This is a genomic window from Calidifontibacter indicus, from assembly GCF_003386865.1.
GTDB classification, from domain to species: domain Bacteria; phylum Actinomycetota; class Actinomycetes; order Actinomycetales; family Dermatophilaceae; genus Yimella; species Yimella indica.
The window spans coordinates 2,388,843-2,403,176 of record NZ_QTUA01000001.1; the positions used below are offsets into that span (position 1 = coordinate 2,388,843).

The window sequence follows — 14,334 nt, forward strand, 5'->3', positions numbered from 1 at the left end:
CGGAGCATGGCGCACGAGATTCTCAACCTGTCGCTCGCCGAGGCACGTGCGACGCACACCAGTGTGAAGTGGACGGCGTTCGGTCCCGAGGTCATCCCCTTGTGGGTCGCCGAGATGGACGCCCGACCGTGCGAGCCCGTGGTGCGGGCGATCTCGCAGGCGGTGCAGCGCGGCGACACCGGCTATGGGTGGGGGCCGCGGTACGCCGACGCGCTGCGCGAATTCGCCTCTGAAACGTGGGGATGGGACGTGCCGCCCGGTCGCACGACAATCGTCGCCGACGTGATGATCGGCGTGGCCGAGGTGTTGCGCGAGGTCACCGACGCCGACGGCGCGATCGTGGTGTCGTCGCCTTGTTACGACTCGTTCCACGGCTTCGTCGACATGCTGCACCGCGCCCCGGTCGACGCGCCCCTCACCGCGCAGGGACGCCTCGACCTCGACGCGATCGGCTCGGCGTTCGAGCAGGTGGCGGCGACCGGTCGGCGCTGCGCGTACTTGTTGTCGAACCCGCAGAACCCGACCGGCGCCGTACACACCGTCGTCGAGTTGACGCGACTTGCACAGTTGGCGAACCAGTTCGGCATCACGGTCGTCTCGGACGAGATCCACGCTCCGCTTGTGCACGAGGGTTCGTACACCCCGTTCCTCACCGTGCCGGGCGGATCGACCGGCATCACGGTGATCGCGGCGTCGAAGGCGTGGAACCTCGCCGCGTTGAAGGCGGCCGCGGTCGTGACCGGCGCAGATGCACCGTTCGCCACGATGCACGACGTGCACACCCACGGCGCCAGCCACTTCGGGATCATGGCCCATGTGGCGGCCTTCACCGAAGGACGCCCGTGGCTCGCCCAACTGAAGCGGGAACTGGACGAGAACCGCCGGCTGGTGTCGACGCTGCTCGCCGAGCACCTCCCGATGGTGCGTTACACCCCGCCCGACTCGACCTACCTCGCCTGGTTGGACTGTCGCGCAACAGGATTGGGCGACGACCCAGCCACACGATGGCGCACCGAGGCGAAGGTCGCGCTCTCCCCCGGCATCAACTACGCACCCGACGCCGGGCGTGGCTTCGCACGACTGAACTTCGCGACCTCCCCCGAGATCCTCACCGAGGCGATCACTCGGATGGGAGCTGTGGCACCGTCACCCTGATCGTTCGAAGTCGATCCAGTTGTAGTCGAGGTCGTCCCAGGATCGGCGCTCGTAGGGTGGTGCGTGGGGTGCTTGTGGTGGTGGTGTGCCGGGTGGGGCTGGTCTGCGGTGGAGGGGTCTGCCGCGTTGGTCGCGGAAGACTGGTAGGCCACCGTTTCGGTCGTCGCCCTGGCCGGGGGTGATGGTGAAGTCGCCGGCGTGGAGTCGGTCGTGGTGGTGTGGGCAGAGGCTGATGAGGTTGTGCAGGTCGGTGGTGCCGCCGTCGGCCCAGTGGATGATGTGATGGATCTCGATGTAGCGGTGGGTGGGGCAGCCGGGGAAGCGGCAGCCGCCGTCGCGGTCATCGACGAGGCGTCGGGTGCGTAACGGGACGATGCGTTGGGTGCGGCCGACGTTGACGGGTGACCCGTCCTTTTCCCAGATCGGGACGAGGAGTCCGTCGCAGGTGAGTTTCGCGGCCATCGAGGGTGGGATCGCTCCGGCGCGGGTGGTCCAGGCGTGGTGGTCGGTGTCGAGGTGGAACAGCACCCGGTAGGTGTCGGCGCGTCCGGCCACACCAGCGGTGCCGGCGTGCAGGGCGCGGTCCATCGCGGCGACAAGGGCGTCGGCGAGGGTGATGCGGGGTTTGCCGGCAGCGTCGAGTCCGGTGCCGAACAACAACCCGAGCAACTCCGGGTCGAGCGCACCCGCCGGATCGGCCACGTCGGCCACGTCGGCCACGTCGGCCACGTCGGCCACGTCGGCCGTGCTGCTTTCGGGCTCGCCGTCGGGCACGTCGTCGGAGTCGTCATCGCCCGATTCTTCGTCGACGTCTTTGTCGATGACCTCGACGTCGGTGGCCTCGTCCGTGAACTCATCGTCGATGAACGCGTCCGTGAACTCGGTGTCGGCGTGATCGGTGTCGGCGTGGTTGGTGGTGTGGTGCTCGCGGTCGTTGTCATCGTCGCCGGTGTCGACGTCGTGGGTGTTGTGGCGGGTTGCGGCGAAGAGGAAGTCTTTGACCTCGCGGAGGGCTTGTTCGATGAGTTCGCCTTGTTCGATGCTGCCTTCGAACCGCAGGTGGTAGCGCTGGTCGGCGAACCAGGACTCCATGCTGGCGGGCTTGGTCGCCGGGTCCGGGTCAGGAATCGCGTCCTCGTCACAGGGATCGTCGGCGGCGTCGGTGTCGTCGGTGTGGAAGGGGAATGTGCGGACGGCGCGGCCGAGTTGGCCGACGTCGGTGTGGGGTGCCAGGCGGGTGACTGCTTCTTCGTACGGGGCGGGGACGTGTCGGGCGATGATGACCAGTTGGTGGAAGGTCATCGCGGTGGTGTCGAACGCCGTCATCGCGTGTGGGAGTTCGTGGGCGCGGGAGGCGACCTGCACGATGTCTTTCGCGGCGGCCCGGGAGACACCCGCGAAGCAGGTGAGCCAGTGTTCGGGTGAACGGATGCCCGACCCGGCCCAATGCTGTTCGTCCAGGCTGATGCGGGTGAGGTGGACCAGGTGCCGGTAGGCGGCGGTCAGGACACCCGAGGCGGCTTCCAGGTCGTACCGCGCCGCGCACGCCGCGTCACCCTGGGACAAGCCCGGCTGGGTGCAACCGAACGGCGGATCGGATTGTGTCTCAACCGATCCCGCTCCTGCGAACCCCTCGTCCAGCTCCATGAACAAAGTCTGCCACCCACCACCGACAACCTCCGCAGGCAAGCATTCGGCCTGTGCACAGCCAGCGGGTGGGAACCGATTCGTCGGCCCGCCACCGTGTCGGCTACCATTTCCGAGGTTCGGCAACGAGCCGACGGGCTGTGGCGCAGTTTGGTAGCGCACTTGACTGGGGGTCAAGGGGTCGCAGGTTCAAATCCTGTCAGCCCGACTGAAAACCCGCGGATTTCCGCGGGTTTTCGCGTTTCAGAAGGCGTTTTTCATGAAGTCTCCGAATCCGCGACAGGATTCGTGACAGGGAAACGAGGTCTGAGGATGGCTGGAACAGTCACGCAGGGGCAACGTTCAGCTTGGTCTGGACGGGGTCGAGCCGACCGCCCGTCGCACCAGCACGGCGTGGATACCGGAACACGCACCCTGCTCAGCCTCCAAGCAACGCAGATGGAAACAGCCGCCCACAGCCTCATGGAACAGGCGCGCGCTCTTGGTGAAACAGTCGCCAGAGACAACGACCCTCACCACGGTCAGACCCTCAGCGCAGTTCGCGCGTACACCGTCGGCGAGGCGTCGCTGGTGGAGGTTCATTCTGGCTCATGGAGTCCGACCCCTCGATCGGCGCACGCCGACCCGCAGCAACTCTGGTGCTGGCCACCGCCGCGACTTGCGGGTTAGGTGTCAGCTACCTCGCCGACCAATCCCACCGCACCTTCGTGGCTACCACGCCCGTGAGCCGTTGGGCGTCGTCCAGCGCACCGGGCCGGGCCTTCGCAGGAACATTAGCTGCGCCCGCAGGCCGTCCTGCCGGACGAACGAGGGGATACTTAGTGGGTTGTTCAATTACCTGAAGGGAATCTCGATGACCTCCGTACTGATGATTCTGTCCGCCGCCGACCACTGGACGCTCAAGGACGGCAGCAAGCACCCGACCGGCTTCTGGGCCGAGGAGTTCCTGGCGCCTTACAACAAGTTCAAGGAGGCCGGCTGGGACGTCGTCGTCGCGACGCCCGGCGGGCAGAAGCCGACGGTCGACCAGACCAGCCTCAGCGTCAAGGGCGGTCTCCTGCCCAACAAGATCGCCACGCTGAAGGACGAACTCGCCCGTCTCGCAACGGTTCTCGACGCGCCGGAGAACCTCTCGAATGTTGACCCTGACGCGTTCGACGTGGTCTTCTACCCCGGTGGCCACGCCCCGATGGAGGACCTCGCGTACGACGAGGTGTCCGGCGCGATCATCCGGAAGCGTATGGAGTCAGGCCGTCCGCTGGCCCTGTTGTGCCACGCGCCGGCCGCGATCCTCGCCGCTCAGAACGCCGACGGCACCTCGCCGTTCGCCGGTTACAAGATGACCGGCCTGTCGAACGCCGAGGAGACGCTCAACGGTCTCGCCAAGAAGGCGAAGTGGCTGTTGCAGGACAAGCTGGAGGAAGCCGGCGTGGAGTACGAGAAGGCCAAGCTGCCGATGCGTCCGCACGTCGTCGTCGACCGGAACGTCTACACCGGCCAGAACCCGCAGTCGTCCGAGGACCTCGCCGACCGCATCATCGCCGACGTGAGCTGATCGCGTTCGAGTATCGGGGCGGCCGCGTGGAACATCCACGTGGCCGCCCTGCCGTACGGGCCGGGTGTTCAACCATGGCGCAGTGACGTCCTTCAGGCGCGAATCGTGACCACATGGGCTGTTCGTCCCGGGTTGCGGTCAACGCATTCGGGCGTGACGAGGCTGCAACCTCAGTGGCCGCCGGGAAGAACGTCCTTCACCCGATCGAGCAACGACTTGTCCTCGCCGCCCTGTGCCCACGGCGGGTCGTGCGGAAGCGGACCCATCGGGTCGGCGTCCTTCGGCTCCGCCGTGCGCTCGGCCAGCGAACGCTGGATCGCCTCACGCATCGGTATCAATCGGTGCCCGTCCGGCAGCAGTTCGCGGACCCCCGGCCCGCCGTCGCCACAAACCATGTCGTGGTGCAGGCTCTCGACCAGCGCTTCGACGGTGGGTTTCGGCACGTCGATCAATGTGGCAACCAGTGACCCCACCAGTCCGGTCGGCAGGAGCGGCACGTTGACCTGCGGTCGCTTGAGATCGGCGACGTCGGCGTACAGGTCGAGCAGATCGGCGTACGGCATCGACTCGGGCCCGCCGACGTCGAAGTGTCGCGAGGGGCCATCGATCGTGAGCGCACCCACCAACGCCTGGATCGCGTCGACGACCGCAATCGGCTGCACGTCGGAGTTCATCCAGTCCGGAACCGTCTGCAGCGGCATCCGTTCGCTGACCTGACGGATGATCTCGAACGACGTCGACGCGCTGCCCAGCAGCACGGCAGCCCGCAACGTGATCACGGTCGCCGAACTGGCGGTCAGGATTCGTTCCACCTCGAGGCGCGAGGTGATGTGCTCGGACAGTTCACTCTCGGGAACGTCGGGGACGATCCCGGACAGGTAGACGACCCGCTGCACACCGTGCAATTCGATTGCGCCGCGGACGAGTTCGGCAGCCTTGCGGTCGTTGTCGGCGAAGTCGTCGCCACCCATCCCGTGGATCAGGTAGTAGATGGCGTCGACGCCGACGATCGCGTTCTCCACGTCGCTCTGGTCGAGCACATCCATCTCGACGGTCTCGACCTGATCGCTCCACCACGGGTAGACGTCCTCGTCCGCCGTCTTGGTGGTGCGGACATCGTGGCCCGCCTTCAGCAGTTCGGGCACCAGTCGTCCACCCACGTATCCGGTCGCGCCGGTCACAAGAATCTTCATCGTTCGTCTTCCTCTCGGTTCGGGGTCGTGCCACGACGTCCGGGCACGACGCATCGCGACGCGGCGCCGCGTCCGGGCGGGGAGGACGCTGCTCGGCCTGTCACCGGCCGATCGAGCGGCACCGCTGTTACCGGATGCCGTCCGAGAGTGCCGCGCGGCACCCATCCGTCACCGTAGGGGACGCCGGCAGCAGGCAAGGGTCAGCGCAGGTGCTTGTCCAAGTTGCGTGCGAAACCATTGCCCATCTGGGTCATCACGACGGTCATCGCGGCGCGGACCGCCGGACCCATGATCTTGGGGAAGGGCAACCGCGCGGTGATGTCGATGTCGATGCTCAGGTGCGTGCCGCCGTCGACGGGCGTGAGGGTGTAGATGCCGTCGACCGCAACGAGCTCGTCGCTTCGCGCGGGGTCGTGGGAGTAGGAGATCCCTTTCTTGGGATCGAAGTCCATGAGCGCGGTGAAGACCGGCTTGAACTTCTGGTTCAACACCGGGACGGAGGTCATCTCCCACAGCCAGCGGTCGCCGTCCGGGGTGATCCGGTGCACCAGCGGGGTGAGCTTCTGCAGGGTCTTCGCATCGGTCAGCACCTCCCACAGAGCGTCGACGTCGTACGGCACGGTCTCCTCGGAGACATTGCGTGCGGAGAATGAGTTCACGGCGGAAGCCCTTCGGGACGGTGGGTGTTCCACACTAGGAGCTACCGACCACCCCGAGGAGTTTGCAACAGATGCGTCATTCGTCACGCCTGACCGAGATCGCGGGGCGCTTGAAACAGCTGCCGTGGCTACGCCCGGTGGACCGCGATCACTGGCAGACACCCGCCGAATTCCGCCGCCGCCAGCTCGTCTCGCTCGGCACGCTCGTCGTCGGCGCGCCGGTGTTGCGGACGGCGCTGCGCCAGCCACCCGGCAGCCGTTCCTTCCAGCTGTGGACCGTGGCGCTGGCCGGCGTCTGGACCGCCGGCGCGTTGGCGTCCGGACCGCTGCATGTTGGGCACTCCAACTCCTCGCGCGGGCCGGTGCGGCCGATCGTGCGACCATTGGCGATCGGGTCGGCAGCGGTGGCGGTCTTCACTATCGGTGGCATGGCCGTCGTGCAGATCCCCTTGCTGCGCAGGGAGATCGAGAGCGTCGTGCAGCACGCGCGGGTCGGCGACCTACGCATCGTGGTGCCGCTGACCATCGCAACGGGCGCCGCCGAAGAACTCTTCTTCCGAGGCGCGTTGTACGCAGCCACCCCGCAACCGCATCAGGTCGCGGTGACGACCGTCGTGTACGGCACGACCACCCTGGCGACGGGCAACCCGATGCTGGTGTTCGCGTCCGCGCTGCTGGGTGGACTCACCGGTGTTTCACGGCGCGTGACCGGTGGCGTGCTATCCCCGATCATCGTCCACGGCACCTGGTCGACCGGGATGCTGGTGATCCTGCCGAAGCTGACCGAGCGGGCGGCCGCATGGGGCGAACTGCTGCTGAGCCGCCGGTCGAGCCGATGATCCTGGTCACCGGAGCAGGCGGCTACATCGGCAGTCGTCTGGTACCACGGCTGCTGGCCGACGGACATCGGGTCCGCGCCACCTTCACCAGCGTCTCGCGCGCGAATTCGCTGTGGTGGCACGAGGATCCGCAGGTCGAGACCGTGCAGATGGACGTTTTCGACGCGGCTTCCGTCGACGCAGCAGTGGAGGGTGTGGCGACGGCGTACTACTTGATCCACGGACTGGCTGATCCTGATTTCGAACGGCTCGATCGCCTGGCTGCGGAAACACTCGCGCAAGCAGCAACCCGCGCGGGTGTGGAGCGAGTGATCTATCTGTCGGGTCTGGTGCCCATGCTCCCGGCGTCCGAACTGTCGCCCCACCTTCGGTCGCGACTCGAGGTCGAGCAGGTGCTCACCACTCGTGCACCCTCGACGGTGACGCTGCGCGCAGCAATGGTGATCGGCGGTGGATCCACCTCACTGGAGATCATGCGCCAGTTGAGCAATCGCCTTCCAGCACAACCACTTCCGACGTGGATGAACTCTCGCCTCCAGCCGATCTCTGTTGTCGACGCGCTCGAAGCCCTGGTCGGCGCACTGGATCCGCGCGTGCCCTCCCGCTGGTACGACATCGGCGGACCCACCGCGATCGGATACGGCATGTTGCTCTGGGAGTTCGGCCGAGCCGCCGGCCTGCGTCGACGTCCGCGCGTGTTCGTGCCGTTCCTGCCCGAGCCGCTCGTCGCCGACCTCGCAGGCGCGCTCGTCGGCGCGCCGGGCTCGACGGTCGAAGCGCTCATCGACAGCCTCTCCCACGACATGGTCTGCGCCGATGACGACTTCGTGACCGACCTACTGCCCCCCGGATGGCAACTCATGCCCCTACGGGAGTCACTCCAGAGGGCGATCGTCGACTCCGATTCGGATTGTGACCGGCGAGATCCGATGGAGCGGATGCCCCACGACGCAGCATGGACGGCGTCTTCGGACGGGATGGTCCGAGGGTTGACTCGAGGTCTGATTCGCCTGACGAGGCGCTGACCGCCGAGAGCAGATCGACCAGCGCCTCGCGGATGCTGTCGTTGGTGACACCACCGGAGGTCGGCAGCAGTTTCATGTGGTTGCCCGAACGAGGGCGTCAGTCCTTGTCGGACGACGAATCGTCCGCGTCCTCATCGGTGGCAGGGCCTTCCGGGGTGGCGCCGCCTTCGCCGCTCCAGTCGCTTCCCACCTCGTCGTCGTTGGCGGGGTCGGAGACGGTATCGGGCTGAACCTTCGGGTCTTGTTCGCTCATGGGCACAACTCTGCTGCGCTCGACGCGCCCGCGCAACACCCTGGAGCAGTAGTTGTGACCTGGATGGCCAGATGCGAGCCGCACCACCAGATGTGGACCGCGTCAGCGACGGGCGGCCAGTGACTCGAACAACGCGCAGTACTGCTCGACCATGCGCTGCTCATCGAATCGGGCGACCGCGTCCGCTCGGACGTCGGCGCGGTCGAGATCGCGCACGCGGGACACGGCGTCCGCGAGTCCCACGACGAGATCGGCCGTGGCGGTTCCTGCCTCACCTACCAGCACCCCCGACCGCTCTGAGACGACTTCGCGCAGACCGCCTCGTCCGATGGCGATCACCGGGGTGCCAGACATCATCGCCTCGGCGGCGACCATGCCGAACGGCTCGTCCCAGCGTGGAGTCACGAGAATCGCAAGGCTCGAGCCGACGATCCGGGCGATCGCTCGTTGATCCAGGTGACCGGCATGACGAACGCCGTCGCCCAGCAACGGCTCGACGTGGTCTCGGTAAAAGGCCGCATCCGCGATCGGACCCACGATCGTGAGCGGCAGCCCGGCAGTGCGGGCCGCTCGGATCGCGAGGTCGGCGCCCTTCTCGGGGGTGATTCGCCCGACCCAGACGAGTTCCTTTCCACCTGAACCGAATTCGAACAAACCCGACCGCACACCGTTGTGAATCACCAGCGGTTCGATCGGGAGCAGACGCCACATGCTCGCAACCGCCTCACTGACACCGACGTACACGGCATCGTCCGCGGCGAGCGAGACACCGATCTCGGCCAGCGGGTACGGCGGGCAGTGCAACGTCGTGACCATCGTGCTGGGCATGGCCCGGCTCATCGCCAGCGGGAAGTGATGCAGGCTCTGGTTGTGCACCAGATCGACCGGTCGTCGCACGAGGTCGGCCATCGCCCAGGACATCGCGGCATCGTCCCGCCAGAGCCCGGCCAACGGTTCATCCTCGGGTGTGCGGATGGTGGGAACCTGTGCGTACGTGGCCAGCTCGTCCGCAAGACGAGGATCGGTGCCGGCCTGTGCGTACAGCCGAACCGTGTGTCCGCGAGCGCGCAGGCCCGCGGTGAGCGACGCCGTCTGTGCTTCCTGGCCACCGGCGAACGGTTCACGCAATGGGTTGCGTGTCGTGGCAAGAACCGCGATGTGCATGGCATCCGATCGTCCGTCCCGCCCTGCGTCGCAGCACCGGTCGGGCGGATGGAGATCGGTGAGCCGAGGGACAACGCTACGGCCATCGAGCACTTCATCGACGCCCCGGTCACGAATCCTGAAATTCCTTCCCGCGAAGGTGTCGTATTCGGATGATGTCGTTCGTGGAGTGTGTGTACGGCGGCCGACCGGGCTGCCGATCCGAGAGGAGACCGACAGTGCCTCAATACCTGATCAAGTTCAACGACGAGTGGGTGCCCGAACACTCCGCCGAGGAGATCCGCGCCAAGAGTCGTGCCGCCACCGCCGTCGTCGACCAGATGCGCGAGGCGGGCGTGTTCGTCTATAGCAACGGCGCCCTGGACGCGTCCACCGTGGTCTGCAGCGTCGAGTCGCAGGACGGCGAGCCGATCTTCACCGACGGGCCGTTCGTCGAGACCAAGGAACACCTCGGCGGCTTCTGCGTCATCGACGTGCCGGACGACGACACGGCCCGCGACTGGGCCGGGCGCCTCGCCGTAGGCCTGGACTGGCCGCAGGAGCTCCACCGCTTCCCTGCTTCACCGTTCACCGATCCCACCACGACAGAGGGAAACTGATCACCATGGCTCGTTACATGCTGTCCGTCTTCGGTCCCACCGAACGCACCGACTTCGGCGATTACGACTCCAAGGAGGCGATGCTGCAGGCGTTCGCCGACACCGGTGCCTTCAACGAGAAGCTCGAGCGCGAGGGCTACTTCGTCTTCGCCGACGGACTCTCCGCCGCTACCAACGCAACGACCGTCGACGGCCGGGGTGCCCAGCCCGTGTTCACCGATGGACCGTACCTGGAGACCAAGGAACATGTCGGTGGGTTCTGGGTCATCGAAGCCCCCGACCTCGATGTTGCGCTCGCCCTCGCTGCCGAAGGTTCGAAGGCTTGCCGAGGAAGGGTCGAGGTGCGGCCGTTCCACACGGAACAGGACATCCAGGAGATGCTCGGTTCGTGACGGCCCCGATCGACGAGGCGATCGCCCGCGTCCATCACGACGAATGGGCGCGGGTGGTCGCCGGTCTCGCACGTCGCTTCGGCGATCTCGACGTCGCCGAGGACGCCACCGCCGAGGCTTTTGCTGCTGCCGTCGAGCACTGGCGAAGAAACGGTGTCCCCCCGAACCCGGGTGGCTGGCTCATCATCACCGCGACCCGACGCGCCATTGACCGGTTGCGTCGCGAGTCGCATCGCGACGCCAAGTACCAGGCGGCGTCCATGCTGATCGACAATTCTCCCGCCGTCGCGGACGGTCCGATCGAGGACGACAGGCTACGGCTCGTGTTCACCTGCTGCCATCCCGCGTTGTCGATGGAGGCGCGGGTGGCCTTGACGCTCCGGCTGGTCGGCGGCCTGACCGTCGGTGAGATCGCAAGCGCCTTCCTCGTTCCGGAAACGACTCTGGCACAACGAATCACCCGCGCGAAGAGGAAGATCAAGGCGGCGCACATTCCGTATCTAGTGCCGTCGGCAACCGAGGTTCAGCGGCGGCTGACCGGCGTGCTCGCGGTGGTGTACCTGATCTTCAACGAGGGCTACCTGCCCAGCGGCGGTGACGAGAACTTGCGCACCGATCTGAGCGGCGAGGCCATCCGCCTCGGCCGGTTGCTGCGCGAGCTTCTGCCCTCCGACGGTGAGGTCACCGGGCTGCTGGCGCTCATGCTGCTCACCGGGGCCCGACACGCGGCCCGGGTGCCGCCGGATGGCGAACTCGTCACACTCGGCGATCAGGACCGCAGCAGCTGGGACCGTGATCAGCTCGTCGAGGGGTGGGCGCTTGTGCGCGAAAGGCTGGCCGCGGTGGACGCGGGAGCTGCACCACCCGGCCGCTACCAGTTGCTCGCTGCGGTCAATTCCGTGCACACCTACGCTCCGTCGGCGAACCGGACCGACTGGTCACAGATCGTGACGCTGTACGACCGGTTGGTCGAGATCGAACCCTCCCCCGTCGTCCGGCTCAACAGAGCCGTCGCGCTCAGCGAATACGACGGTCCTGCAGTCGGACTCGCTGAGGTCGACCGACTGACCGACGCTCTGGCCGACTATCACGCGTTCCACGCCGCCCGCGCACACCTGCTGCGACTCCTCGGACGTACGGACGAGGCTGTGGCGGCCTACGACACCGCGATCAGGCTTGCGGGCAATCCCGCCGAACAGCGCTACCTGGCTCGCAGACGCGACGAACTTCGACGCTGACCCGAGACAAGATGCTCTGGCTGACGCCAGGTACGCCCGCGCCGGCGAGCGCAGGTCTCGCACCATCTGTTCACCCACGGCTGCCAACTCGAGCGCAGTGCGCAGACCGCTCTTCAGGAGTTGTCGCAGGCATGCCCTCGAGTTCATGCAGCCTTGCCGACTGCCTAGGCTGACCTCACCCAGCGGCCGAATCTCGCGTCGTGTGGAGAACCTCGATCCGTTGTCGGTGACCGCGGTAAGAATCGTGCCGACGAGAGGACGACCACGTGAGCACGAAGCGCCACGAGCACAAGCCCCGAAGGCGGCGGCCCCACACGGGAGCCGCTTTCGGACGCGGCGACGATCTACCGCGCTCGGACGACAACCCGCAGGACGATGTCCGCCTGCTGCTGCACGACGCGGCCGTGGCGGTGCAGGCCGATGACATGACCCGGTTCGACGACAACGTGGTGATGCTGGCTGCCCGATGCGACCAACCGGCGATGCGCGCGACGGTGCACAGCCAGGTGCGACAAGCGCTGGAGGATCGCCTGCAGGCGGCGTGGGACAGTGGCTGGCAGCCCGCCGACATCCATCGGATGGTGCTTCGGCGCTCGACCAAACCGGTTGCCGACTTCACGCTTCGGGTGATCGAGCATCAGTTGCGCAGCTACGCGCGAGACACGATCCATCCGGGCTGGCGAGCTCAGATCGCCGAACTGCGTGAGGGCGCGGAGTCGCCGCAGGATCCGATCATGTCCTGTCGCCAGGACGGCATGAGTTGGCTGGCGATCATGGACGCTGCGGCTCGTTGCCTGCACGTGCTCCTGATCCTGCCGCCGGTGCAGATCATCGGCCCGCGTCCCGGCGAGTGGGTGAAGCCGACCGATCCGGACGAGACCGAGGTGGACGATCGGATCCTCACTCGCGTCCGGATGCTGTTGGCGAAGGCGGAGTCGACGCCGTACGAGGCCGAGGCCGAGACGTTCACCGCCGGAGCCGCCTCACTCATCGCACGGCACCGCATCAGTGAGGCGATGCTCGCGGCGTCCCGCACCGACCAACCCAAGGACGGTGCGAGTGCGACCCGCATCGGCGTCGAGAACCCGTACGAGCAACCCAAGGTGCAACTGCTCAACGCGGTGGCCGAGGCGAACTCCTGCAAGGTCGTGTGGAGCAAGGAACTCGGGTTTGCCACAGTGGTCGGCTTCCCGTCCGACCTGTCGGGTGTCGAGCTGCTCTACACCTCGCTGCTGCTGCAGGCGACCAACACGATGACGGCAGCCGGGCAGCGATCGGTCCAGGGTGCCCATCGTCGATCGCGGTCGTTCCGTGCCTCTTTCCTCAGCGCGTTCGCGTTCCGGATCGGGGAGCGGCTGCAGGAAGCCACCGATGTCGAGGAGCGTTCTGCGACAGCGGAGTTCGGCGGAGCAGCCCGCGGAGAACGCCTGCCCGCACTGATTGAACGTGATCAGCACGTCACCGACGCGTATGAACGGCTTTTCCCTCAGGTCGTACAGGCCAGGTCGCGGGCGAGGTTCGACCGGGAGGGCTGGCACCACGGCCGACAGGCCGCGGATCAGGCCGACATGCGCTCCCGCGCCGAATTACGCGGGTGAGGGTGTGCGCATGATTCGCCAATGGGCTTGCGGTGGTCACTCAGGACGATGACTTCGACGCATTGCATGATCTCGGCGCACTCGAGGTCATCGAGGTCTGGGAATCGGGCGAGGACGTCGTCGGGGATGCGGTTGATGGTCTCGCCGATCCTGATCAGTCCCATCTCCACTGCCCATTGGGTCCGGACGTCCCCCACGAACTCGGTCTCGTCCATGGCAACCAGTTCGGCGAGCACGTCACACATGGCGATGGTTCTAGCCGCGAGGGTTATCGCGAGCGATATAGCCGCGTGGTAAGGACGATCAGGGTGCGGACCAACCTTCACGCCCGAGGTTTGTGCAGATGCACGCCTTGTTGCCGTCCACATCCTGCAGGACGACGTACGCCGGCGATCCGTCACGGACGACGGTGCCACCGGCATCCACGACCTGCTGGATGCGCTGTGCAGCGATGTCATGCGGCACCCGGACGTCGAGGTGGAAGCGCTGCTCGTCGTCAGGCTCCCGGTGCTGGAACCACAGCGTGGGTCCGATGCCGGCCTGGCCGTGGACCTCGTCCCCGTCGACGTCGACCCCCTGCTCGGCTGCAATGGCGGAGATGGCGCGGGCGAGTTCGACATCGCGCGCGGTCACGCCACCGGCGTCGTGACTGGTCAGCGACACGTCGACGAAGTCCTGGGTGAGGGTGATCTCCGGGTGATGACCGGCGGCCTCCACCACCGCGCCGATGGCCGCAACGAGACGAAGGCCGTTGGCGAATTCGGTTGTCAGGTAACGGGTGTGGAGCGACGCGTACAACTGACGCCAGTCCGGGAGATCCGACTCGAGCACCTGCTCCGCGGTCAGCACCTGCAGCGAATCGCTCACCTCGGGTCTCCCGTCAGCGAGCAAGCAGGTTGAGGATCACCGTGAGGATGATCGAGGCGACGATTGAGAACAGGATCATGCCCACGCAGCCGGCGGTGCCGCCGAGCGGGCGGACGCGGAATCGGGGTCCAGGTTCGGTCATCCGGCAAC

At 66.7% G+C, this 14,334-nt stretch carries 16 protein-coding genes and 1 tRNA gene; 9 read left to right on the forward strand and 8 right to left on the reverse strand.

The genetic code is table 11. From position 1 onward, the window contains the following. Positions 1–6 precede the first annotated feature (6 nt). On the forward strand, positions 7–1,155 hold the full coding sequence (locus DFJ65_RS11320) for a MalY/PatB family protein (RefSeq protein ID WP_115923117.1): 1,149 nt from the start codon (positions 7–9) through the stop codon (positions 1,153–1,155). Here DFJ65_RS11320 and DFJ65_RS17820 read toward each other — a convergent pair. Then, complete coding sequence (locus tag DFJ65_RS17820; RefSeq protein ID WP_245950179.1) at positions 1,147–2,802, reverse strand: HNH endonuclease signature motif containing protein; 1,656 nt, start codon at positions 2,800–2,802, stop codon at positions 1,147–1,149. The two genes, DFJ65_RS11320 and DFJ65_RS17820, sit on opposite strands and share 9 nt — an antisense overlap. A 134-nt stretch (positions 2,803–2,936) precedes the next feature. Between DFJ65_RS17820 and DFJ65_RS11330 the strand changes: the two genes are divergently transcribed. Together DFJ65_RS11330 and DFJ65_RS11335 are read left to right on the forward strand one after the other, a co-directional pair. Continuing rightward, positions 2,937–3,010 (forward strand) — tRNA-Pro (locus DFJ65_RS11330). A 645-nt stretch (positions 3,011–3,655) separates the two neighbouring features. After that, positions 3,656–4,357 (forward strand): type 1 glutamine amidotransferase domain-containing protein, encoded by a 702-nt coding sequence (locus DFJ65_RS11335; RefSeq protein ID WP_115924264.1) that lies wholly within the window; start codon positions 3,656–3,658, stop codon positions 4,355–4,357. Between the two features lie 170 nt (positions 4,358–4,527). Here DFJ65_RS11335 and DFJ65_RS11340 read toward each other — a convergent pair whose 3' ends face one another. Together DFJ65_RS11340 and DFJ65_RS17510 are read right to left on the reverse strand one after the other, a co-directional pair. Then, complete coding sequence (locus DFJ65_RS11340; RefSeq protein ID WP_245950180.1) at positions 4,528–5,550, reverse strand: NAD(P)H-binding protein; 1,023 nt, start codon at positions 5,548–5,550, stop codon at positions 4,528–4,530. 200 nt (positions 5,551–5,750) lie between these two features. Beyond that, positions 5,751–6,209 carry an SRPBCC family protein gene (locus tag DFJ65_RS17510; protein WP_170144071.1) on the reverse strand — a complete coding sequence of 153 codons (459 nt, stop codon included), beginning with the start codon at positions 6,207–6,209 and terminating at the stop codon, positions 5,751–5,753. 71 nt (positions 6,210–6,280) lie between these two features. Here DFJ65_RS17510 and DFJ65_RS11350 point away from each other — a divergent pair, with 71 nt between their 5' ends. Further along, positions 6,281–7,048: a CPBP family intramembrane glutamic endopeptidase gene (locus DFJ65_RS11350; RefSeq protein WP_115923119.1), complete on the forward strand. Its 768-nt coding sequence runs from the start codon at positions 6,281–6,283 to the stop codon at positions 7,046–7,048. Beyond that, positions 7,009–8,073: an NAD(P)H-binding protein gene (locus DFJ65_RS11355; RefSeq protein ID WP_115923120.1), complete on the forward strand. Its 1,065-nt coding sequence runs from the start codon at positions 7,009–7,011 to the stop codon at positions 8,071–8,073. The genes DFJ65_RS11350 and DFJ65_RS11355 overlap by 40 nt, the downstream gene beginning before the upstream one ends. Before the next feature lie 97 nt (positions 8,074–8,170). Here the strand turns inward: DFJ65_RS11355 and DFJ65_RS17515 are convergent, their stop codons facing one another. Then, the gene (locus DFJ65_RS17515; RefSeq protein ID WP_170143936.1) at positions 8,171–8,326 is read right to left on the reverse strand and encodes a hypothetical protein; all 156 of its coding nucleotides are present in this window, start codon (positions 8,324–8,326) and stop codon (positions 8,171–8,173) included. A gap of 102 nt (positions 8,327–8,428) precedes the next feature. Beyond that, positions 8,429–9,490, reverse strand: a complete 1,062-nt coding sequence (locus tag DFJ65_RS11365; protein WP_115923121.1) for a glycosyltransferase — start codon at positions 9,488–9,490, stop codon at positions 8,429–8,431. Between the two features lie 218 nt (positions 9,491–9,708). Between DFJ65_RS11365 and DFJ65_RS11370 the strand changes: the two genes are divergently transcribed. The 4 genes from DFJ65_RS11370 (at position 9,709) to DFJ65_RS11385 (ending at position 13,317) form a co-directional block, all read left to right on the forward strand. Next, entirely contained in the window at positions 9,709–10,089 is a 381-nt protein-coding gene (locus tag DFJ65_RS11370) for a YciI family protein (protein WP_115923122.1), read from the forward strand. 5 nt (positions 10,090–10,094) lie between these two features. Continuing rightward, positions 10,095–10,481, forward strand: a complete 387-nt coding sequence (locus DFJ65_RS11375) for a YciI family protein (protein ID WP_115923123.1) — start codon at positions 10,095–10,097, stop codon at positions 10,479–10,481. Further along, positions 10,478–11,719 (forward strand): RNA polymerase sigma factor, encoded by a 1,242-nt coding sequence (locus DFJ65_RS11380; RefSeq protein WP_115923124.1) that lies wholly within the window; start codon positions 10,478–10,480, stop codon positions 11,717–11,719. The genes DFJ65_RS11375 and DFJ65_RS11380 overlap by 4 nt, the downstream gene beginning before the upstream one ends. 266 nt (positions 11,720–11,985) lie before the next feature. Beyond that, complete coding sequence (locus DFJ65_RS11385) at positions 11,986–13,317, forward strand: DUF2786 domain-containing protein (RefSeq protein ID WP_115923125.1); 1,332 nt, start codon at positions 11,986–11,988, stop codon at positions 13,315–13,317. On the opposite strand, the gene DFJ65_RS11390 is transcribed toward DFJ65_RS11385, so the two are convergent. Genes DFJ65_RS11390 through DFJ65_RS18280 form a run of 3 tightly spaced genes read right to left on the reverse strand, consistent with a single transcriptional unit; the run spans position 13,278 to position 14,326 of the window. Further along, a complete protein-coding gene (locus DFJ65_RS11390; RefSeq protein ID WP_115923126.1) occupies positions 13,278–13,562 on the reverse strand; it encodes a HepT-like ribonuclease domain-containing protein in 285 nt (94 codons plus the stop codon). The genes DFJ65_RS11385 and DFJ65_RS11390 overlap by 40 nt on opposite strands. A 58-nt stretch (positions 13,563–13,620) precedes the next feature. Next, on the reverse strand, positions 13,621–14,184 hold the full coding sequence (locus DFJ65_RS11395; protein ID WP_245950182.1) for a 4a-hydroxytetrahydrobiopterin dehydratase: 564 nt from the start codon (positions 14,182–14,184) through the stop codon (positions 13,621–13,623). A gap of 13 nt (positions 14,185–14,197) precedes the next feature. Next, positions 14,198–14,326 (reverse strand): hypothetical protein, encoded by a 129-nt coding sequence (locus DFJ65_RS18280; RefSeq protein ID WP_255407434.1) that lies wholly within the window; start codon positions 14,324–14,326, stop codon positions 14,198–14,200. Positions 14,327–14,334: the final 8 nt, after the last annotated feature.